Origin of the sequence: Methanonatronarchaeum thermophilum (genome assembly GCF_002153915.1) — an archaeon.
Classification (GTDB): domain Archaea; phylum Halobacteriota; class Methanonatronarchaeia; order Methanonatronarchaeales; family Methanonatronarchaeaceae; genus Methanonatronarchaeum; species Methanonatronarchaeum thermophilum.
Genome location: NZ_MRZU01000004.1, coordinates 134495 through 156335, shown reverse-complemented (window position 1 = coordinate 156335; position 21841 = coordinate 134495). Strand labels below are relative to the sequence as shown.

18 protein-coding genes and 1 tRNA gene are annotated in these 21841 nt (G+C 40.0%); 11 read left to right on the top strand and 8 right to left on the bottom strand.

Annotated features, from left to right (window positions below; all coding sequences use genetic code 11):
* Window positions 1-85: 85 nt before the first annotated feature.
* From AMET1_RS05690 to AMET1_RS05680, 3 genes are read right to left on the bottom strand one after another with little or no spacing between them, the layout of a single operon-like run.
* Window positions 86-2038 carry a 3-hydroxyacyl-CoA dehydrogenase/enoyl-CoA hydratase family protein gene (locus AMET1_RS05690; protein ID WP_086637527.1) on the bottom strand — a complete coding sequence of 651 codons (1953 nt, stop codon included), beginning with the start codon at window positions 2036-2038 and terminating at the stop codon, window positions 86-88.
* A gap of 17 nt (window positions 2039-2055) precedes the next feature.
* On the bottom strand, window positions 2056-2487 hold the full coding sequence (locus tag AMET1_RS05685) for a Zn-ribbon domain-containing OB-fold protein (RefSeq protein WP_161490796.1): 432 nt from the start codon (window positions 2485-2487) through the stop codon (window positions 2056-2058).
* Between the two features lie 13 nt (window positions 2488-2500).
* The gene (locus AMET1_RS05680; RefSeq protein WP_086637525.1) at window positions 2501-3673 is read right to left on the bottom strand and encodes a thiolase domain-containing protein; all 1173 of its coding nucleotides are present in this window, start codon (window positions 3671-3673) and stop codon (window positions 2501-2503) included.
* A gap of 324 nt (window positions 3674-3997) precedes the next feature.
* Between AMET1_RS05680 and AMET1_RS05675 the strand changes: the two genes are divergently transcribed.
* A tRNA-Glu gene (locus tag AMET1_RS05675) sits at window positions 3998-4072 on the top strand.
* Between the two features lie 252 nt (window positions 4073-4324).
* Here AMET1_RS05675 and AMET1_RS05670 read toward each other — a convergent pair.
* Both AMET1_RS05670 and AMET1_RS05665 read right to left on the bottom strand, forming a co-directional pair.
* Complete coding sequence (locus AMET1_RS05670) at window positions 4325-4990, bottom strand: GNAT family N-acetyltransferase (protein ID WP_086637524.1); 666 nt, start codon at window positions 4988-4990, stop codon at window positions 4325-4327.
* Window positions 4991-5142: 152 nt separating this feature from the next.
* Window positions 5143-6159 carry a DNA-methyltransferase gene (locus AMET1_RS05665; RefSeq protein ID WP_201721298.1) on the bottom strand — a complete coding sequence of 339 codons (1017 nt, stop codon included), beginning with the start codon at window positions 6157-6159 and terminating at the stop codon, window positions 5143-5145.
* A gap of 409 nt (window positions 6160-6568) precedes the next feature.
* Between AMET1_RS05665 and AMET1_RS05660 the strand changes: the two genes are divergently transcribed.
* The 8 genes from AMET1_RS05660 to mmp11 all read left to right on the top strand — a co-directional run bounded on the left by AMET1_RS05660 (window position 6569) and on the right by mmp11 (window position 14850).
* Window positions 6569-7027 carry a hypothetical protein gene (locus AMET1_RS05660; protein ID WP_143406866.1) on the top strand — a complete coding sequence of 153 codons (459 nt, stop codon included), beginning with the start codon at window positions 6569-6571 and terminating at the stop codon, window positions 7025-7027.
* 439 nt (window positions 7028-7466) lie between these two features.
* Window positions 7467-8231: an SAM hydrolase/SAM-dependent halogenase family protein gene (locus tag AMET1_RS05655; protein WP_143406865.1), complete on the top strand. Its 765-nt coding sequence runs from the start codon at window positions 7467-7469 to the stop codon at window positions 8229-8231.
* A 93-nt stretch (window positions 8232-8324) separates the two neighbouring features.
* A complete protein-coding gene (locus tag AMET1_RS05650) occupies window positions 8325-9068 on the top strand; it encodes a phosphopantothenate/pantothenate synthetase (protein ID WP_086637520.1) in 744 nt (247 codons plus the stop codon).
* Window positions 9061-10338, top strand: a complete 1278-nt coding sequence (gene hisD, locus AMET1_RS05645) for a histidinol dehydrogenase (RefSeq protein WP_201721296.1) — start codon at window positions 9061-9063, stop codon at window positions 10336-10338. The genes AMET1_RS05650 and hisD overlap by 8 nt, the downstream gene beginning before the upstream one ends.
* Window positions 10339-10349: 11 nt before the next feature.
* Complete coding sequence (gene aspS / locus AMET1_RS05640) at window positions 10350-11657, top strand: aspartate--tRNA(Asn) ligase (RefSeq protein WP_086637847.1); 1308 nt, start codon at window positions 10350-10352, stop codon at window positions 11655-11657.
* Between the two features lie 10 nt (window positions 11658-11667).
* Entirely contained in the window at window positions 11668-12630 is a 963-nt protein-coding gene (thiL, locus tag AMET1_RS05635; protein ID WP_086637518.1) for a thiamine-phosphate kinase, read from the top strand.
* Window positions 12631-12842: 212 nt separating this feature from the next.
* On the top strand, window positions 12843-13898 hold the full coding sequence (locus AMET1_RS05630; RefSeq protein WP_086637517.1) for a radical SAM protein: 1056 nt from the start codon (window positions 12843-12845) through the stop codon (window positions 13896-13898).
* A 1-nt stretch (window position 13899) separates the two neighbouring features.
* A complete protein-coding gene (gene mmp11 / locus AMET1_RS05625; RefSeq protein ID WP_086637516.1) occupies window positions 13900-14850 on the top strand; it encodes a methanogenesis marker protein 11 in 951 nt (316 codons plus the stop codon).
* 319 nt (window positions 14851-15169) lie between these two features.
* Here mmp11 and thsA read toward each other — a convergent pair whose 3' ends face one another.
* The 3 genes from thsA to AMET1_RS05610 form a co-directional block, all read right to left on the bottom strand.
* Entirely contained in the window at window positions 15170-16831 is a 1662-nt protein-coding gene (thsA, locus tag AMET1_RS05620; RefSeq protein ID WP_086637515.1) for a thermosome subunit alpha, read from the bottom strand.
* Between the two features lie 254 nt (window positions 16832-17085).
* Window positions 17086-18006 carry a transcriptional regulator gene (locus tag AMET1_RS05615; RefSeq protein WP_086637514.1) on the bottom strand — a complete coding sequence of 307 codons (921 nt, stop codon included), beginning with the start codon at window positions 18004-18006 and terminating at the stop codon, window positions 17086-17088.
* A gap of 118 nt (window positions 18007-18124) precedes the next feature.
* Window positions 18125-19216: a phenylacetate--CoA ligase family protein gene (locus tag AMET1_RS05610; protein ID WP_086637513.1), complete on the bottom strand. Its 1092-nt coding sequence runs from the start codon at window positions 19214-19216 to the stop codon at window positions 18125-18127.
* A gap of 325 nt (window positions 19217-19541) precedes the next feature.
* Here AMET1_RS05610 and atwA point away from each other — a divergent pair, with 325 nt between their 5' ends.
* Window positions 19542-21134 carry a methyl coenzyme M reductase system, component A2 gene (atwA, locus tag AMET1_RS05605; protein WP_086637512.1) on the top strand — a complete coding sequence of 531 codons (1593 nt, stop codon included), beginning with the start codon at window positions 19542-19544 and terminating at the stop codon, window positions 21132-21134.
* Window positions 21131-21775 carry a methyl-coenzyme M reductase I operon protein C gene (gene mcrC, locus AMET1_RS05600; RefSeq protein ID WP_086637511.1) on the top strand — a complete coding sequence of 215 codons (645 nt, stop codon included), beginning with the start codon at window positions 21131-21133 and terminating at the stop codon, window positions 21773-21775. The genes atwA and mcrC overlap by 4 nt, the downstream gene beginning before the upstream one ends.
* Window positions 21776-21841: the final 66 nt, after the last annotated feature.

Sequence of the window (21841 nt, the reverse complement as noted above, 5' to 3'; positions counted from 1 at the left end):
ATAGATTTAATAAATCAAATTTTTGTTAGTTATTTGGTTTGTTTGGGCTAAATAATTTTTATAATTATTTTTTTGGGTTTTTTTGTTATTTTCCTTTGAAGTTGGGTTCTCGTTTTTCTTTGAATGCTGATATTCCTTCTTCTATGTCTTTGGTGTTGAATAGTTTTTTGAATTGTTTTGATTCGTGTTTTATTGCGTTTTGGAGTGTATGGTCTCTGCCTTCGTTGATGGTTTTTTTGGCTAGTTTGATGGCTATTGGTGGGCCTTTAATCAGTTTTTTTACTGTTTTTTCAACTGTTTGATCGAGTTTTTTGTTTGGTACTGCTTTGTTTATTAGGCCCCATTTTTCAGCGGTTTCTGCATCTATTTTTTCACCTAGCAGTATCATTTGTTTTGCTCTGGTTTCTCCTATGTATCGGGGTAGTTTTTGGGTTCCTCCGCCACCTGGGAAGATTCCTATGTTTATTTCGGGGAATCCGAGCTGGGTTTTTTTGGTTGCATATCTGAGGTCGCATGATAAGGCTAGTTCTAGTCCTGCGCCTAATGCATATCCATCTATTTTAGCTATGACGGGGGATGGATAGTTTTCTATGGTTTGAAATATTTTTTTGGTTTGTCCTGCTTTTTGTGTTGTCCATTTCTGGAGCATTTCTATTTCTGCTCCTGTTGAGAATGCTTTGGTTCCTTTCCCTTCGATAACTATGCATTTGACTGTATCTGGATTTAAGGTTTCAATGTAGTTGGGTATTTCGTTCATCATTTTTTCATTGATGGCGTTATGTTTTTCTGGTCGGTTTAGAGTGATTTTTACAACGCCTTGTTTTTCATTGTGGTGGGTTTCTATTGTGTGGTATGTTTTTTGGTTTGGGTTTTTGTGGTTGTAGAACACGGTTTCTGTTTTTTTATCGATATCTCCTGAATTAATTTTGTTTTTTAGCCAGTCGGTAGGTTTGTAACGGTTTTCTCTGTATTTTTTGTGTTGTTTTTTGAGTTTTTCTAAGATTTTATCCAAACCTATTGTGTCTGCTTTTTTACAAGGTCCTACTGGAAACCGTGCACCTAGTTTCATTCCAGTATCGATATCTTTTGGTGTTGCGGCATCGATTTCAACAAGTTTTGCTGCCTCGTTGATCATTAAGGCTTCAATTAACAGTGGGTCGAATTCCTCTCCATCTTTTTCTTTGTAGTCAGGTTTTTGACCTTCTTTGTAGTTATAGAATCCTTTATCTGTTTTCTGACCCAGTTCTCTCTTCTCCACCTTCTCTTTCATTATCGGTGGGATTGGTTCTCCGGCTTCCTTTATGACGTCGTGAACTATATCGATACCTGTTAAGTCGGCTAGTTGAAATGGACCCATCGGATAATTTCGTTGGTGAACCATTGCTGAATCTATTTCCTTGATTGTCGCTTCCCCTCTAGAAACCATCCACATTGGTTCAACATAAAATGGCTTTAGAATGTTGGTTACGATGAAGCCACGTACATCTTTTTTACAGTAAATAGGGGTTTTATTGATTTTCTTGGCAAACTGGTATGTTTGTTCAGCCGTTTCATCTGATGTTTCACGGCCGTATATCACTTCAACAAGCTTCATGAGCACTGGGGGGTTGAACCAGTGCATTCCCACAACTCTTTTAGGGTTATCCACCGCTTTCGCTATCTCTGTGATAGGTAGTGAAGAGGTTCCAGACGCCAGTATCGTGTGGTCTTGAGTGTATCTATCCAATCTAGAAAACACACTGTGTTTTAAATCCAAGTTTTCGGGGACAGTTTCGATTACAAAATCTACGTTAGAAACAGCTTTCTCTAAATCAACTGTTGTGTTAATTCTTTCTTTGGTTGATTCACAACCTCCACTTGGAATTATGTTTTTAGATTCTAGTTTCTTAAGGCTTTTATCTATTTTTTTAAGGGCTTTTTCTATGTTTTCTTTTTTATGGTCGTATAGTGATACTTCATATCCGGCTATGGCGATTGTTTCAGCGATACCATGCCCCATCACTCCAGCCCCAACAACCGCTACATTTTTTATATCCATTTTAATACCTATTTTGGTTAAACTGGTTTATACACGTAGTATGGAGGGCCTTCTTCCCTCTGTTTAGGTGTAAGCTTAACATCCATACCTACCTCTACGTCTTCTTTATCTATTCCTTCAAGCCATGCAAAAGCACGAACACCAGGGTGTTTTTTAAATTCTGCTACAACTATGGTGTATGGTTCTTCACCACTGAATGTGGTTGGAAGGACACATATATGGGTGAATCCCTTAACAACTGCTTCTCCCTCCAAACCGATCCACTTTATATCCTTACTTAAACAGTTCTGGCAGTAACTCTGCGGTGGAAACATCACGTTGTCACAATCACTGCATTTTGAAGTCACCAACCTACCATCCTCAAGTTCCTCCCAAAACGTCTTTATCTGCTCAACCGGAATCTCATATTTAAGGCAAATCTCTCTAATATCCGTTATGGATTTTGGCATAAACCACATCTCCTTATCTCTCTAGAACTGTAACGTAAGCGTAATGCCCAGTTCCACCTACATTATGGGCTAAAGCATATCCATTATCTATAGAAGCCTGTCTAGAACTCTTAACTTCCCCTTTAAGTTGTTTATTCAATTCATGGATCATTGAAACTCCAGTCGCCCCGATCGGATGGCCTTTAGCTTTAAGACCCCCACACAGATTAACTGGATAATCACCACCAACATAAGTCTGCCCCTCCCTAATCAACTCCTTACCACCACCTTTCTCACAAAAACCAACATCCTCGTACGCCATTATCTCAGCACTTGTAAAAGAATCATGTAAACAAGAAACATCAATATCCTCAGGACCAATACCAGCCATATCATAAGCCTGTCGCGCAGCAACCTGGGCCGATTCAATACCAACAAAAGAACCCCTATTGGAAAGATTAACCGAACTGGTTCCAGAACCCAAACCACCAATCCAAACAGGATCCTCAGACAACTCCCTAGCTTTATCCTCCGAAGCCATAACTACACAAGCCGAACCATCATTGATAGGGCAACAAAAATACAGCCTATGCGGATACGCAATCATATCCGAATTCAAAGCAGTCTCCACATCAATCTCCTTATCCAGAAAAGCCTTATCATTCATAGAACCATACTTATGGTTCTTAACAGCAACCCTCGCATAATCCTCCTCAGTTGTACCAAACCTATCCATATGCGCTGTAGCATAAATCCCATAATACCCTGGAAAAGTCGGTCCAAAACTCTCAAACTCCCAAAGATATGAACCAGGCCTACCAATAAAATCAACCATATCCAACGTAGGAACCTCAGTCATCTTCTCAACACCCAAAGCCATACCAACATCGATATAACCAGATTTAATCAAAGCATAAATCACGTGAACAGCCGACATCCCAGTAGCACAAGCCGCTTCAACCCTCTGAGCCCCAATAGGATTCAACCCCAAATACTCACATATCAAAGGAGCAGGTAAACACTCCTCAAAATAAACCCCCGCACCATGCGAACCAACCGAAGCAAACTCTATATCCCCTCTATCCAAATTCCCTTCAGAACCAATAGCCTCAACAAAAGACTCAGCAGCTATCTCCCTAACATCAACCTCACTACGTATACCAAACTCCGCCTGACCAGACGCAACAACCCCAACCCTATTACCCATAAAACCCACCAAATATCAAAATACATCAACTAAACCTTATTTATCACCAATAAAATAAAGGTATTACGGTAAAAACAAAACAAACCAAAACATAATAACAAAAACATAAAGACAAAACCTCACAAAAACCCACTAAACACCTACACTAAACACCTAACAACAGGAAAGTAATATTAAGTTGTAAAACTTTTAATAAAAAAGAGTCTTCTTAAAGTCTTGAGGTCAAAGGCTGGTCAACCACAGGTGGAAGGGAATATTTAAAGTCAAATCAAGAAAATAAAACTCTACCTCTACCACAAAAGGCATGACCACCCACATAATAGCGCTCCGATAGTGTAGTCCGGCCAATCATCTTGGCCTTTCGAGCCGAGGACCGGGGTTCAAATCCCCGTCGGAGCACTCAATTTACATAAAAAAACTATTTTCTAATTCAAGTTAGACTTCTATTTTAAAAGTTCTTCGTTTTTTCTACAACTAAGCATGGTAGAGTTCATCTGGTGTAACTGAAAAGATTTTTAAGTATCATTTCGTTATAAAAAAGAACATATAAATAAACAACTCCATCTGTTTTTAGTGATCGATTTTTATATTTTATATCCCTGACTTTTTGATTCACGCCCGTATGTTTAATTTAAAGGTATCCTAAACCAACTAATTCAGTTTTTTCACCATTATTTTGAAACCAGGTGATCCCATCAATTTGGCATACTCTGGATCTTTATATTCTCCTGTAACAGAAAAACCGTTGCGTTTATATGCTTTTTCAGCAGCTTTATTTCCAATTATGTAACCAATCTGTACTTTGTTATAGCCCTCTTCTCTAGCCTCATGAAATATCCTTTGAAATAAATGGTCAGTTATCCCTAAACCTCGAAATTCAGGTAAAACTGCAACCATCTCAATTCCCCACGCCTCCTGATCGCCTTCGGGATAATCAAGATCAAATTTGGAAAGCCAATCCTCCAGACCTTCAATATTTTTCTGAGTTTTCAAATTATCAATCACGGTATTTACAGCTTCCTTAAACATATCTTCATCACATTCTTTAAGACTGAAAGAACTCATCGCTCCCGCCATTTCACCTTCATATTCAGCAACCCAAAATTTAGAGATATGGCCATAGTGAATTTGATCGGTGGTTGCTAGATGCTTGAAAAAATCAGTTATATCGTCTATACTGTTTTTTTCCAGCAGGTTACTTAATCTACAATCCGAAGAACCTTCTTGAAGATGTCCCCGGGTTGCGGCACACATTACCCAAGCAATAAAAGAAAGGTCATCTCTAGTGGCCCGTCTTATCTGTATCTTCCCACTCATATTATTGTTCTAATTTTTCATCCACTCATTTATTTTGGGGTTTCTTATATGGAATGAACAGGCGTAAAGCCTCGCCGTTTACAAGAGGGGATACGCGCTGTTTTTCGTTTAGGTTGGTATAATATTTTTTATCCTAACATTCTCCCACGGCTTTAGCTGTGGCTGGTAGACTTTGTATTAAAGGGTTTATGTAAAACTTCAATGTAATCATCAGTTTTTTTAATGTCTTCCACTGTGTATAGCTGGATCTTTTTCTCTTGTTTTGTTGTGACTGGGAAGTTATAGTTTTCTGCTTGATATTTAAAGTCTTTACCTTCTTTAGTCTTTTTTTCAATGAAGTTAATATGGTTTTTGATTCGTTTGTTTAGTATTTTGTTTGTGATTTTGGGTATTTTTTGTGTTTGTTTTTTGTAGTTGTTGATGAGTTTTTGGTTTAGTTCTATTCCAATTGAGTTTCTTGTGGTTGTTATTGCTGCTGTGGTTGTTGTTCCTGTTCCCCAGAATGGGTCTAGGACGGTGTCTTGGATTGTTGAGTACATGTTGATTAGTCGGTACGGTACTTGGAGAGGGTAAGCGGCGGATCGATCTCTATCTCCATTTTTTAGGGTTTGGTTTGTTCCTTTTATGTCTGTCCATAGGTCTGTAAACCATTGGTTTCTCTCTTCCCAGAAGTAGGCTGAATGGTATCTTTCTGGATCTTTAGGTGGAAATTCCCGTGGTTTTTGGCCGTTTCGGAAGATAAGAATATATTCATGCTCCAGTGTAGCATAGGCGTTTGGTGGCAGCATCCCACTACCCATAAATTTAGCAGCACTGTTCACTGGTTTCCTCCATAATACTTCAGGTAATGGATCAAACCCAAGTTCTGTTAGTTTGTTTATGATTCTTGAGTGGTTTTGATATACTCTGAAGCTATCGTCTATTTTTCTTGTTGCGTCTCCAATGTTGATGCATGCAATTCCACCTTCGATTAGGACACGTTTTAGTTGTTTCCAGACTTTGTCAAGTTCTCTATGCATTTCTTGAAATGCTTTTCCGCCTTCTCCGTTTTCTAAGTAGTTTTTGGTTTTTGGGTTTAGTTCGTGGAATAGGTTGTCCCACATCTCGATCATTGGATAAGGAGGAGAAGTAACAACTAACTCAACTGAATCATCCTGAATTGCATTCATTTTTCGGGAATCAGCTTTGATCACTTTATGTTTAGTTTTAATTATATTCTCTCCATTACTTTTTATTTATAAATTCTATTGATTGGTATTTTCTTAGTAGGTATCTTTTGGGAAATTTGGGTTTTGGTTTGATTTGGATTGTGTTTTGTTGTATGGTTTTGGTTGGTTTCGATTTGAGTTGATTATTTTTATAGATTGTATTTTTGGTTTTTTTGTTTGAATTATTGGTTGGTGTTATTTTGGTTTTTATTGGATTTTTGGGGGTTTTTTAGTCTAAAAGCATGTCTTGTTATATAGTTTAACTGTTAAATTAGTATGTGAGGGATGTGGGTAAAGCTCTCTAAGGTTTTTTTGCCTGCGTTTAAGACCTAAAATGTCAGAATATATGCATGAATCTAATCCAAGTTATTTGGGATCGCTACCAGTAGATATGAAGGGGTTTATATTTAGTAAGCCATATACGCTTGTTTTAACTGAAAACAAAACTGCTTTCGCTATAGTAACCTCTAAATTATTGAAACAGCATGCGAAGAAGGCGAGGGAACAGGTGAAGAAAGAAGGTGGTGGTAAGATGGATACTGTGAAAAAACAGATGTCTGCGCACTTTAACCACCATCATAAATATGGTGATATGACGATTGATGAAATACTTGGTGAAAACAAAAAGAACTTTGTTATAGATAACAATACGGTTACTAAAGTTAGGATAAAAAAACGGACAATTGATAACCAGGGATTTCCAGAAACAGAAGTACACATAATAATGAAAACCAATTCAAAAAAATACAAGCTGATACTTAATGAACAGATGCAGTTAAGTGAAGCAAAACCAATCCTACAGCAAGCCTACGGCTCAAAAGTAAAATAAAATAAAATATAGGTAGTTAAATCGTTGTTGGGTTTGAAAAAATTGGATGAATTAAGGAAGGTTAGATGTAAAGAGTGTCAAACGACATATGAAACACGTTTCGTCAAACCAAGATTACAGTTTTTTACACATATTTATGAACGTTGCCCCACATGCGATAAATGGACAGTTCATAAGGTTGCAACTCCATACATCGGTTTGTGGATTTTGTTTGTAACTTTGTTTGTGATATTGGTTGTAGCTCTGCTGGTATATTTATCATCGTATCTATAAAGAACTATGTTTTCATGAAGGTTTAGAGCGTTTTAATTGACGTTTTAATTGAGTTGGTTTTTTTAATATGGTTTTTATTGTATCTCTGTTTATTTTTTTGGTTTAGGTTTTGGTTTTTGTTTGGTTTTGGAAAGTGTTAAGTTGTTTTGTATTTACATTTTTTTGTATGCTGACTTTTCTATCAGATTTTGGTACTGTTGATGGGTATTCAAGTGTGATGAAGGGTGTTGCTGGGGGTATAACTGATTGTAGGTTGGTTGATATAACTCATGATATTCCAAGTCAGGATGTTTGGAAGGCTGCTTATGTGTATTTGACGACTGCTGGGTATTATCCATCGGGTACTGTGCATGTTGGGGTTGTTGATCCTGGTGTTGGTACGGAGCGTGAGGGTATTGTTGTTGAGGTTGGGGGTCAATGTTTTGTTGGCCCTGATAATGGGTTGTTTATTCCGGTTGCGAGGTCGTTAGGGGATTTTAGTGTGTATGTTATTGAGGATAGTCGTTTTTTGTTGGATGATGTTTCTGATACGTTTCATGGGAGGGATGTTTTTAGTGCGGTGGGTGCTTGGCTTACTACGGGTGTTGGTCCTGGTGAGGTTGGTTGTGAAACTGGTAGGTATGAAGAAATTGGTTTTGGGGGTTGGAGTCAGAAGGGTGGTGTGTTGAATGGTGTTGTGATTAATATTGATCGGTTTGGGAATGTTGTAACGAATATTCCTTCAAAAGAGGTTTGTGGTTTGGATTTTGGTGAAGATGTTTTTGTTGGTGAATGGGAGGTGCCTTATAGGCGTTGTTATGGTGAGGTTGAGGTTGGTGGTGGTTTGTTGACTACTGGTAGCCATGGTTATTTGGAGGTTTCTGTAAATCAGGGTAGTGCTGAGAAATATTTTGGTGTTGAGCGGGGGGATAGTATAACTATAGTTATTTGATTTTGTTTTATGGGTGTTCAAGAGGTTTTTTGGTTTTTTGGGTAAGGTTATTGTTGTAATGGATGGAATTAAGGTTGTCTTGTGGAGGTGTTTTTGTTGTCTGTTCCTGAAGATCATCCTAGGTATGAGTCGTTGTTGTTGAGAGAGCGTTTAGTTAGGGGTTTTGAAGAGGGTTTGGTTGCTAAAGCTGGTTTGATTGCTCATGGCCGTGGAGAGGCTTTTGATTATTTATTGGGTGAGGAGACTGTTGAGTGGGCGGATAAAGCAACTTTAGCTGCGGCTCACTGTATGTATCGGTCTGATAACCCTGTTTTATCGGTTAATGGTAATGTTGCTGCGGTTGTTCCTGAGTTGGTTGGTGAGTTATCTATGCTTGGGGTGGGGGTGGAGGTTAATTTGTTCCATCGTAGTGATGAGCGGGTTAACCGGATTATTGAGTTTTTAGAGGAGCATGGTGCTGTCGGTGTGTTGGGAGGGGATGCAGATATGTTGATTAAGGATCTGTCTCACGATAGGGCGTTTGTTTCAAGGGAGGGTATTTACTCTGCTGACACAGTTATGGTTCCTCTTGAAGATGGTGATCGGACGGTTAAATTAAGGGATTTGGGGAAAACTGTTATCTCAATCGATTTAAATCCACTTTCTAGAACCTCTAAAACTGCGGATATCAGTATCGTTGACAATGTGGTTAGGGTGTTTGAGAACTTTATTGGTTATTGGAAAAAGATAGATAGAGATAGTTCTTTTAAACTTGATGTATACAATAGTTTTGATAATGAAGAGAATTTACGTAAAATGGAGGAAAAAATGAGGGGTGTATCTTTTGAGGGTGGTTGATTATAGTGAGCTCGAGATAGAGGATGTGAGGGAGATAGCTAGAAGGCAGGAAGAAGAGGTGCTGGATAAGATAGATCCTGTCTCAGAGATACTTGAAGATGTTAAAGACAATGGAGACCTTGCTGTATTAAATTATACATCTCGTTTCGATAATGCTGATCTAGACCAAGACGGTTTGTTGGTTGGTGATGAAGCTATAGATAATGCCTATGAAATGGTATCGGATCAAGATATTCAGGTTATTAGGAGGGCGAGCCGTAACATAAGGGAGTTTCACAGGTATACAAAGCCTTCAACGCTAGAGCTATCTGAGTTCAATGGTATGGAGTTGGGTGTTAAAGCAACACCGCTGGATGGTGTTGGTGCTTACGTACCTGGTGGTAAAGCTGCATATCCCTCCAGTGCCTTGATGACTGTGATTCCTGCAAAAGTTGCTGGGGTTGAATGGATATCTGTATGTACTCCTCCTAACCCTGATGGAGAGATAAATCCATACACGCTTGTTGCATGCGATATAGCTGGTGCAGATGTCATATATCGAGCTGGAGGTGTGCAGGCAATCGGTGCTATGGCTTTCGGGACAGAAACCGTTGTTCCTGTTGATAAGATAGTGGGGCCAGGTAATGCGTATGTCACTGCTGCTAAAATGCTTGTAAGAGGTACTACAGAGATAGATTTCCCTGCAGGGCCTTCAGAAGTATTGGTTTTAGCTGATAGTTCAGCGAATCCAACACACATCGCAAGCGACATACTTGCACAAGCCGAACACGGCGGTGATTCGCTATCGTTGCTAGCAACAACATCTCGTGAGTTTGGGGAAGAAGTATTGAACCAAGTTGAAAACTTAATCGATGATCGGGAGCGTATCGAGATAATCAAGAAATCGCTAGAGAAATCGATGGTTGTGGTGGGAGAGATAGACGAACTAATCAACTTTTCAAACGACCTAGGCCCTGAACACCTAGAGATAGTTGTAGAGAACCCATTAAATGTGCTTAAAAAAATTAAACACGCCGGAGCGATATTCGTAGGTAGTTACGCTCCCGTAGCAATAGGTGATTACGCAACAGGATGTAACCATGTACTTCCAACTGGTGGTCAAGCAAGAGTGCACTCAGGATTAAACACCAGGGATTTCATGAAAACAAGTACGGTGCAGGTGGTTGGCCGCGAAGGATTGAATAAAGTGGGAGACATTGCTAAAAGGATGGCTGAAATAGAAGGGCTTGAAGCTCATGCATACTCAATAGAAACAAGACTGGAGGATTAGATTTGGAAGATATGAAAGACTGGAGAAGAACACATTACAGTGAAGAGATATCACCCGAAATGGAGGGTAGTGAAGTAGTTGTTGCTGGATGGATCCATGAGACAAGAGATCTTGGAGGAGTTGCTTTCGTTGTCTTAAGAGATAGAGCTGGAAAGATCCAGGTAACCATACCGAAAAAGAAGGTTGATGAAGAACTGGCTGAAAAAATAATATCACAGGTGCGGGAAACCGTTGTAATGGTTCGTGGAACGGTACAAAAAGATGAAAGAGCGCCAGGAAACTTTGAATTAATACCAAACGACCTTAAAATACTATCAAAATCAAAGACCCCATTACCAATGGATGTATCCGGCAAGGTAGATGCAGAACTCGATACAAGACTAAACTCCCGATACATGGATCTCAGGAAACCTGAGATTGGAGCTGTATTCAAGATACGTAGCAAAACACTAACTGAAGTTAGAAACTACCTCGAAAACCAAGGTTTTTTAGAGATAACAACACCTAAAATGGTTGCAACAGCAACAGAAGGTGGAACCGACCTATTCCCAATATCCTATTTCGAAAAAGAAGCATTCCTAAACCAAAGTCCCCAACTATTCAAACAGATGATGATGGCTAGCGGGCTTGACAAGGTATATGAAATAGGCCCTATATTCAGAGCAGAAGAACACGACACAAGAAGACACCTAAACGAATCGATATCGATCGATGTGGAACAAGCATTTTCAGACCACAACGATGTTATGCAGTTGCTTGAAGATATGATCCAACACATCACTGAGAAGGTGAAAAAAGACTGTGGTAAAGAACTTCAAACACTAAACCACGACCTCGAGATACCTGAAACACCTTTTGAGAGAGTTAAATACGAAGAAGCAATTGAATTAGCCGGGGAAAAAGGTGTTGACGTAGTTTGGGGCGACGACCTACCAACACCTGGAGAAAAAGCAGTTGGAGAAGAAATAGGAACCTATTATTACATCACAGAGTGGCCCAGCGAAATAAAACCATTCTACGCCTTACCTGAACCAGAAAACAAAGAAATAACACGTGCATTCGACCTAATGCACCCCCGATTCGAGTTGTCCTCCGGAGCACAACGGGTACATCAGATAGATCTACTAGAAAAAAGAATGACCACACAAGGACTCGCCCCCGAGAACTTCGAGTTCTACATAGATTCATTCAAATATGGAATGCCACCACACGCCGGATGGGGTGTCGGTGCAGAAAGACTGTTAATGGCATTAACAGGTAAAGAAAACATACGGGAAGTAACATTATTCCCAAGAGACAGAAACCGCCTAACACCATAAAAAACTGAATATGAGGCTAAACAACTTAGGAGAGATAGGGGCGATAAAAAAAATAACACAAACCCTGGACATCGATAGCCAAAAAATAATCCGTGGCCCCGGAGAAGACGACTGTGCAGTGGTTAGAACCAACAACGAAAAACTACTGTTCGCTAGTGACATGCTAACAAGAACAAGACACCTCCCTAAAGAAATGCCCTACCACAATATCGGGTGGACCGCTGTAGCAGTAAACCTATCAGACATCGCAGCAATGGGAGGACACCCCCTATTCCTAACCAGCTCTATAGGAACCCCAAACATAACTAAGGAACAGTTGACACAGCTAACAAAGGGAATGAACGAATGCAGTCGGAAACACGATTCATACATAGTCGGAGGCGACCTATGCCAACACAGAGAGATAGTAATAAACTGCTCCATAATAGGAAAGCCAACAAAAAACACGTTATACAGAGATGGAGCAAACCCACAAGAATATTTAGCAGTAACAGGACAGGTAGGAACCGCTGGCCTCGCTGCAAAAACAATAACAGGAAAACACAAACTACCAGAAAAAGTGAGAAAAAAAGCCTTCAAACAACTATTCAAACCAAACCCCAGAATAAAAGAAGGACAGTATATCTCCAAAAACGGTGGAACCTCAGCAATCGATGTAAGCGACGGCCTACTCCACTCAACAAAACAACTATCAAACGCAAGTAAAATAGGAATAAACATAGATTCCAGCAAGATACCGATAGACCCCGAAATAAAGAGTTCAGCAAAAAAGAACAATATAGACATAATGGAGTTAATCGACATCGGAGGAGACTACGAAATATTGTTCACAACCAAAAAACCCAATAAAATACCGGAAAACGCATCAATAATCGGTAAAACAAAAGAAAAACAAGAGGTCACAATAGACCACCAAAAAATAGATACAACCGGATACGACCACTTCAAACCAGAAAACCCTAAAGAAAACTAAACCCCCAACATTGACACACCATCTTCACCCTTAACAACATACAAAAACACACTCTAAATACCCCATATTCTTTTTAATATCCTTTATTATTTTATTATTTTGAAAAAAAAGTTTATTTCAGGCTAAATCCATCTAAGTAGTTTAAAATAGGTTTTACGTATTTCGTTTATAAGAACCTTTAATTATATATAGATGTTAATCTTTAATGAAAAATGATAGCAGAACTGAAAACAGAGCTTATAACACGGGGAGTCGAACTACCGGAAAAAGGTAGAACTGGAGGTGCCGGGCCAACAGGCCAATACCTAGTTCTGCCCAACGATACAATAGCTTGCGCTCCTTCATACTGGCCTGAAGGATACACTCCAAACAAACTGAAAAAAAAAGACAACAAATACTACATCGATTTTAAAGGAAAAGAGATAGAGCTTAAAATAAGAAGAAACCCAGAATACTATACCAAAAAAACAAGCAAAGGCCAGTCAATGAAAAAACTTGCTTTGCTACATGGAGTAAACTGCCTCGGAACCACAATATACCAAAAATGCAGGTTCTTCGATGAAGGCAATGAATGTAGATACTGCGCAATCGAAGAAACATTGAAAGACAGAAGCACAGTCAAAGAAAAAGACATCAATGAACTCACAGAAGTAGCTCGAGAAGCTCGAAAAGAAAACATAACACACATGACAGTTACAACCGGAGTTCCACCACAAGAAGACTACATAATAGAACGGTTAGTAGAGCTAGCTAAAACCGTGAAAAAAAACGTAAACATGCAGATACATGCTCAACTACTCCCACCAGGAAAAGAAAACCTAGAGAAACTATGGTCGGCCGGAATCGACACAATCGGACTCCACCTAGAAACCTGGGACGAAGACATATTCAAAAAGGTATGTCCAGGTAAAGCAGAGATCGGACGCAGAAAATTCGTTAAAGACATAGAACACGCAGTCGAGATATTCGGAGAAAACCAAGTAAGTTCTTTTATGATAGCTGGAATCGGAGAAACAGACGAATCCATCTTAACCGGAATAAAAGAACTATCCAATAGAGGGTGTGTACCATTCCTAACCCCACTACACCCATTACCCGGAAGCCACTTCGAAAAACGACATCCACCAAAAACAGACCGCATGAACAAACTATATAAAAAAGCATCAGAAATACTTAAAGAAAACAACATACGTCCCCGTGAAAACAAAGCAGGATGCGTCAGATGTGGGTCCTGCACAGCCCTATACGAATATCTAGAGGGAGTTTAAAATGGAAATCTTAAAACCAGAACAGATAAAAGAACTGTTAGACGAGGCTTGGGTCTCGCCATACGAACGAATAATAATGTGCGCAGACGAAAAAAACGGTCTAGTAGAAATAACCGAAGACCACGCCAGAGGCACCTGCTACGGAGGAGCCGCCTGGGAAGTAAGACACTACCAAGAAACAGGATCACTAGTAAAAGATGCACGCAGAGAAGGAGCCAGAAACGTATTCACCGTTGGATTAGGAGAAGGAGAACTAGAACTAACACCAGGAATCGCCGCAGCAGGAATCGAATCCGCAAAAATCGATGAAAACGAAATCAAAGTAGGTTACGCGGGACTAGCAGGCGCTGGAGTAGCCGTAGCAATGTGCAGAGGACTCGCAGAAGGCGTGAACAGAGTAGAAGTACACGAACAAGGTGGAGGCGGCCAACTAGGAAGAGCCTCACTAGTAGTACCAAAATACGAAAAAATAACAATCGGAATAGACGACACCGATACAGATGAAGCCGGAGCAACATGGGCCCTATCAAACGAAATAGGCTGCATACTAGACGAACTAGAGTGGGCACACTACCTAAACCACACAATCGTTCAACTATACACCAAAAACCCATACAGAACCCAAAACGGAGTCAGCATCTCAATAACCTTCGCAGTAGAACCAGGAATGAAAGAAAAATTCGTAGACGAAGTAGTCAGCCAATTCAAAAAATACACATCCTCCAACGACACAGCAATAGCAGTACACGACGAAATCGCCATACCAAAAGCCGTAAAAAAATACACACAAAAAGCCAAAAACCAAATGGTCGAAATAGAAGAAGCCGAAAAAATAGCTAAAGAAAACGATATCGACCTAATATCAGTAACCGGAGAACAAGGAAAAATAGGAGCTCTAGCGGCAATAGGACTATCAAACGACCCAGACGAAGCAGCAAAAGTAGGAAAATAACCACAAAACAAAAAACCAAACCCAAAAGAAACTAAGTTAATATATGTCTTTAAACTAAAAAAACTCGGTTAACTGGGATGAAAAAACAATCCCTGTTAATCAACTCTATTTTCTATAAAATATTTCTATAAAAAACTAGGTTATTTTATAAATCTATCTATGTCTTCATACAGCCAATAGCTAGTTTAGTTTTAATTTAAAAAAAATATCTCTTTGTTTTTTTGTTTTAAAAAAAGAAAAAAAGGGTGGGCGTTAGGCCCTATATCGGACCTACCCAAATTTTTTATTCAACTTCAGTTTCTTTCGGTTTATTGGGGGTTTACATCATTCCGCCCATGCCGCCCATGCCGCCGGGCATTCCGCCGCCTGGACCTCCTGGCATGTCGGGTTGGTCTCCACCGCTTCCGCTTCCTCCGGAGATTACGTCGTCGATTCGGAGTACCATTACGGCTGTTTCTGATGCGGAGTCGACTGCTTGTGTTTTGACTCTTAGTGGTTCTACAACGCCTGCTTCCCACATATCTATTACTTCACCATCGAATACATTGAGTCCGGCTGCTTTTTCGCCTGCTTCATGTTTGTTTCTTAGGTCGACTAATGCGTCTATTGGGTCGAGTCCTGCGTTTTCGGCTAGTGTTCTTGGAACTATTTCTAGTGCGTTTGCGAATGCTTCTATTGCTAGTTGTTCTCTTCCACCAACAGATGCTGCATACTCTCTAAGCCTATGAGCCAACTCAACTTCTGGAGCTCCACCGCCGGCAACTATTTTACCGTCTTCTACTGCTACTGCTACCACTTTTAATGCGTCTTCCAGTGCTCTTTCGACTTCGTCTACTACGTGTTCGGTTCCTCCTCTTACGAGTAGGGATACTGATCTGGGGTTTTTGCAGTCTTCTATGAAGAGCATGTTTTCGTTGGATACTCTTTTTTCTTTTATGTGGCCGGCTTGTCCGAGGTCTTCTTCTGATATTTCGTCTATGTTGGAGACTACGTTTCCGCCTGTTGCTCGGGCGAGTTTTTTAAGGTCTGATTTTCTGGCTCTTCTTACTGCTAGTATTCCTTCTTTTGCTAGGTAGTGTTGGGCCATGTCGTCTATTCCTTTCTGGCAGAATACTACGTTTGCTCCACTTTCTTTGATTTTGTTAACCAATTTTTTGAGCATTGCTTCTTCTTCGTCTAGGAACTGTTGTAGTTGGTCTGGGTTTGTGATCTGTATCTCTGCGTCTACTTCGGTTTCTTTGTGTTCGATTGGTGCGCTGATTAAAGCGATTTTTGCGTTTTCTACTGATTTGGGCATTTCTGGGTGTACTTTTTCTTTGTCGATTATCATGCCGTCAACAAGTTGTGTGTCTTTTGCTCGACCACCGACTTTTTTCTGTACTTTTACGTTTTCGACGTTGACTTGGTATCCGTCTTCTGTTTCGTCTGCTACTGCTGTTATTGCGTTTACTACTATTTCTCTTAGGGTGTCTCTTGCTGATTCGGCTCCTTTACCTGTCATTGCTGTTTCGCCGACTTTCATTAGTTTTTCTTTGTCGTCAACTTCTACGTCTACTGCTATCTCGTTTTCGAGTATTTCTTGGCATTTGTGTGATGCTTGTCTTAGTCCTGATGCTATTATTGTTGGGTGTACGTCTTGTTCTAGAAGTTCTTGTGCTTGTTTTAGGAGTTCTCCTGCTATTACGACAGCTGTTGTTGTTCCGTCGCCTACTTCATCTTCTTGTGTTTTTGCGACTTCTACAACCATTTTGGCTGCTGGGTGTTCTATATCCATCTCTTTTAGTATGGTTACGCCGTCGTTTGTTATTATAACGTCTCCTAGTGTGTCGACGAGCATTTTGTCCATGCCTTTTGGTCCGAGTGTTGTTCGGACTGCAGCGGCTACGGCTTTTGCTGCGTTAATGTTGTTTTCTTGAGCGTCTCGGCCTCTTGTTCTCTTGGTATCTTCACTAAGTATAAAAACTGGTTGTCTCATAGACATATTTTAAATTACCTCCATTCACGCACTCTTTTTCAAGAGTTTTGTGATGGCTTAGAATCTAACAGTTAATGGAATGTTGTACTATAAAAAAGTTTCGGTGGTTTTGGTGGTTACAACTCCTCCAAACCAACAAAACCAACAAAAAACACCAACAAAAAACAAAACACTAACAACCCAACACTACAATCGAACCCCACACCTAAAGCAGTTCAAACCAAACCAAAAAAGTTCTTTAGAAAAAATAAATATTTCCTTTACGGACATCTATCATCAAGCAGACCAAGAAGGTCCTCTACAGAATCAAAATCACTTATTTCCTGTTCAAAAACTATTGGTGCATCCTCAATGTTTGACCTATCCTTCTTACTTTCTTTAACAACCATAAAACAGCCATAGTCTATCGTTCCTGAAACACTACTGATAATACTCGCCTTCTTCTTAAGCCTCTCATTATAGGCCTCAATACCCGTTAAATATGCTTGTCGTTCAGTCCTCGACAAAGCGTTAAACGGAGCCCGATCAGTAGGCAACACCCTCAAGCCCAAAGAAGAAAGAAGGTCCAAAACAGGGTTCTCAATCTTATCCCGCCCAACCTCAACATCATCATCGGGAGAGATATCGACAGTTTCAAACAAGGGAATATCGAAAACCTCTTCAATCTCCATAGCTACATCCAGATTCACGTCACCACCCTCCTCATACTTACGGATAGCACTTCTAGATACACCGAGTTTAGAAGCCAGTTCACCCCTAGAAATACCCTTCTCAACCCTAGCTTGCCTCAAACGTTCACTGTTAAGCTTAGCATAATTACCCCCAGGAGCCGAATAAACAACAAAAGGGATCTCCTCAACAACATGGTCGTAAAGTGTCTCAGGAGTTACAGCCCTAACCCCATACCTGTTGTAAACAACACCACGGTTCATAGGCTCACCCCTATTCTTAACACCAACAACCAACGGAGTTGCCATAAACAACCTAGATATCTCAGAAAGCCTAAAAGCAACATCATCCCTAAGACTATTAATATCCACAAGAACCTTTAAAACAAGTATACGCTCGCCTTTCTTAGCAACATAGTCAAAGCTCTTAGGATACACCGTACATTCATCAGAAACTTTATAGCCACCTTCAAGTAAGATAGCAACAACTTCATCCTTAAGAGCCTGCGTCATTTTATATACTATTTATATTTAGCGAGATAAATAACCTTCTCAAAACAAATCAAAACGACACAAAAAATGTAGTCAGCTAACCTAACTTAAACAACCCAAAAGTTGTAAAAAATAAATTTCAAAATAACGGTAACCCTGATCCTCCAGGATATTTATTACCCACCTCTCCCTTTATACCATTCAATCTAGATAGGATCGAACCACAGCTGTGTATAGAGTTGTCTATCGATGTTATGTCTCCTGTTCGATATCTAATCAATGGCATCCCCTCTCTACTTAATGTTGTCACTACCAACTCCCCTTCCTCTCCAGACCCCAATGGTTCAAGTGTTTCTGGATCCACCACTTCAAGGTAAAACTCGCTCTCATTTACATGTAGGCCATCTTTATCTTGGCACTCTATAGCCACAGCAAAACCGGTTTCAGTCGTTCCGTAATGGTCATATACATCACATCGGTATATCCTCTCAATTTCGTTACGGATATCTTCATTGAATGGATAGTATACACATCCTCTTGACATTATCATTTTATCTATATCCACACCACTCAAACCGATATCCATTCTATCAACAGTTTTAGCAAGAGTATACAAATATGGGTGTGAACCTATAACAGCGGTTGGTTCAAACTCACCCATCTTCTCAACCTGTTCATCAGCTGTCAAGTGATCTGTATGCATTACTGTACAGTCACATTCAACTGCAGCCATCTTAACTAAGAATGGACAGCCCCATTCAGTCTCTTTCGGAAACGTTATCAACAAACGATCATCTCTATCTAAACCAACCGTTTCCAATCCAGCAGAAATAGATTTAACCAGGTTTTTAAGCTCTTCTTTAGTATATAAAATCCTTTTACCACTATCTGTAAAACCACGGAATATATCGTTACGGGTGACAGCCATAAACCGGTAGTGGTTCCCAACAACCTCTTCAACAGATGTAAGCGGTACCTCCTCCCTAAAAACATCTAAACTATCTATCTCACCAACAACAACATCTTTCTCTTTAAATAAATCACGATAATAACTACTGTTCTCAAAAGCATACCTAAGGTTCTCCAAAACCAAATGCTCGCTATACCTACTAATCTCAGCCCTACCAACATCATCAATGGACGACAGAGAACTAGATCTAACCACTTCTTCACCAGCCCTATCCTCGAACCAACTGAACACATTGTTCTTTACAAAAATCTCCAAATCCATTACTAAAAACCCCTACCTAAAAATACTTCAATACAACAAATAAACCATAAAAGCAATAAAACCCAATCCCCTAAATCAAAAACTAAAAAACGTTCCAAAAATATACATACACGAATTCCTGAACCGATATCCACTATATATACATCCATTCACTTTCTTCTTTAAAGTATACAAATGTCTGTATAAATCACATAGCCATATCTATCTCGCTAACATATCTGATATAGGTGTGCAGGGAGTTTTTGGGTTATAGTCAAAAAATGATAAGTAATCAAATGATTTAATAGTTAATTGAAGTGTTTTTAATTAAAGGGTTCTGAGATCTATGTCGGACGAATTTATTAGGGTCAAAAATCTTACAAAGCGATTCGGCGATGTCACCGCATTAAACAACGTTAACTTATCGATAGGTCGGGGTGAAATATACGGCCTAATGGGGAAAAGCGGTGCTGGAAAATCCGTATTGATGCATGCTATTAGAGGTAGTACCGAATACAAGCCAGATGAAGGTCAGGTTATATTCAGGTTGTTGGTATGCTCAGACTGCATGTGGGTTGAGCCTATAGGAACCTCACACTCCTGCCCTAGATGTCAAGGAGAGATGGAACAAAAAGATGTAGATTACTGGAATGCGGAAAAAGAACTATTCAAAGCGATTAGGTCCCGTATATCTATAATGCTTCAACGTAGTTTCTCACTTTTCGGAGACAAATCCACAATCGAAAACGTACTGGAAGCAATCAACGACCCAAACATGTCTGAATCTGAAAAAGCAGAGTTCGCAATGAACCTCCTAGAGAAAGTGGATATGACTCACCGAACCACACACATAGCACGAGACCTAAGTGGAGGAGAAAAACAACGTGTCGTACTGGCAAGACAGCTAGCGAAAAAACCCATGTTATTACTAGCAGACGAACCAACCGGCACACTGGACCCAAAAAGTGCAGACACAGTTCACAACATGCTAACCCATAAAGCTGACAATGAAGGTCTAACAGTAATAACAGCATCACACTGGCCAGACGTAATCAGAGACATCAGCCATAGAGGAGCTTGGCTCGAAGCAGGAGAGGTAGTTGAAGAAGGTGGTCCAAAAGAAATAACAGAAGAGTTCATAAAAGTTAAAGGACCAACAGCTCCACGAGAAGTCGAGTTCGAAGACACAATAGTTAAAGTTGAAGACGTCAAGAAATACTTCTATTCCGTAAAAAGAGGTGTAGTCAAAGCAGTAGATGGAGTTTCACTGGAACTAGACGAAAAAGAAATCTTCGGTTTGGTCGGCTGGAGTGGCTCTGGAAAAACCACACTTGCAAGAATGATATCTGGAATCACCGAACCCGAAGAAGGAACTGTAGAAGTTAGAATCGGTGACGACTGGATAGACATGTCAAAAAAAGGACCTAATGGAAAAGGCCGGGCAACACCACACCTTGAAATACTGCATCAAGAACACTCTCTACACCCATATTCAACCATTTTCGAAAACCTATCCACCGCCATAGGTACAAAACTACCCGAAGAGTTCGTTCGTATAAAAGCAAAAGAAACACTCGAAGGACTCGGTATGAAAGAATCACGAGTAGAATCGATATTGGATTCAAGACCAAGGTCTTTAAGCGTAGGTGAAGACCAACGTGTCGCCCTAGCCCAAGTATTGATGAAGGAACCCACACTCAACATACTTGACGAGCCAGCTGGAACACTCGACCCAGTAACTAAAGCAGATGTTGCAGAAGCAATAGTTAGTGCAAGAGAAGAGTTAGGCGCCACCTTCCTAATAATAAGCCACGACCGTGATTTTATATTAGACACATGTGACCGTGCATGCTTAATGAGCAACGGTAAGGTTGTAGTTTCTGGAGACCCAAAAAAAGTCGTAGACCGGTTGGTAGAAGAAAAGGAGGTTCAAGTTTGAAGAAAGGGATTGGCCGTAAATGCCGAATCGTCGATTGCAGAGAAACCGCAGGGCTCGCCAAAACCGGTGGGTTAGCACAGAGAAACACAGTAGCCGAATCACCATCCAGAGATGTTATAGCAATCGCCATGGGGCCAGGACGTAGACACATAACAAAACCGATATGCGAAATAACATACGCATTACGTGAAGAAGGGATCGATACAAGCGTGATAGTTCTAAACGCAGGTAGTGGAGTTCCCACAGACGCACCAGCCAGAACAATGGGTACATTCGGGTTGGAACCTGAAGAAATCAAAAAAATACAGCAATTCAAACTAGCAGTTATACATCTAGGTAACGTTAAAAACCACATCGTCTATAAAGCAAGACTTGTTTTAAGAAACGTAGACATCCCTGCGATATGTGTCACCCAATGTCCCGTAGATTTTGAAGACTTTTCAGCAATTGGAATAAAAACACGGAAAGACATGCCGCCAGAAGAAGAGATAAAAACAAAAGGAGAAATCGTTGAAATAATATCAGGCATCATAAGAGGCGAAGCATGTCCACAGAGCAAGTTAGATGAAGTCATACGCAAAGTAAAGGAAAACCTAATTACTATTGAACAAAAAACAAAACAAGAAGCGATAACCGACTAAATCGGGGAAAATCTTTATAAGTCGTAAATAATATTACTTTAAAATTCAGCCGTCGCTGGCATAAAT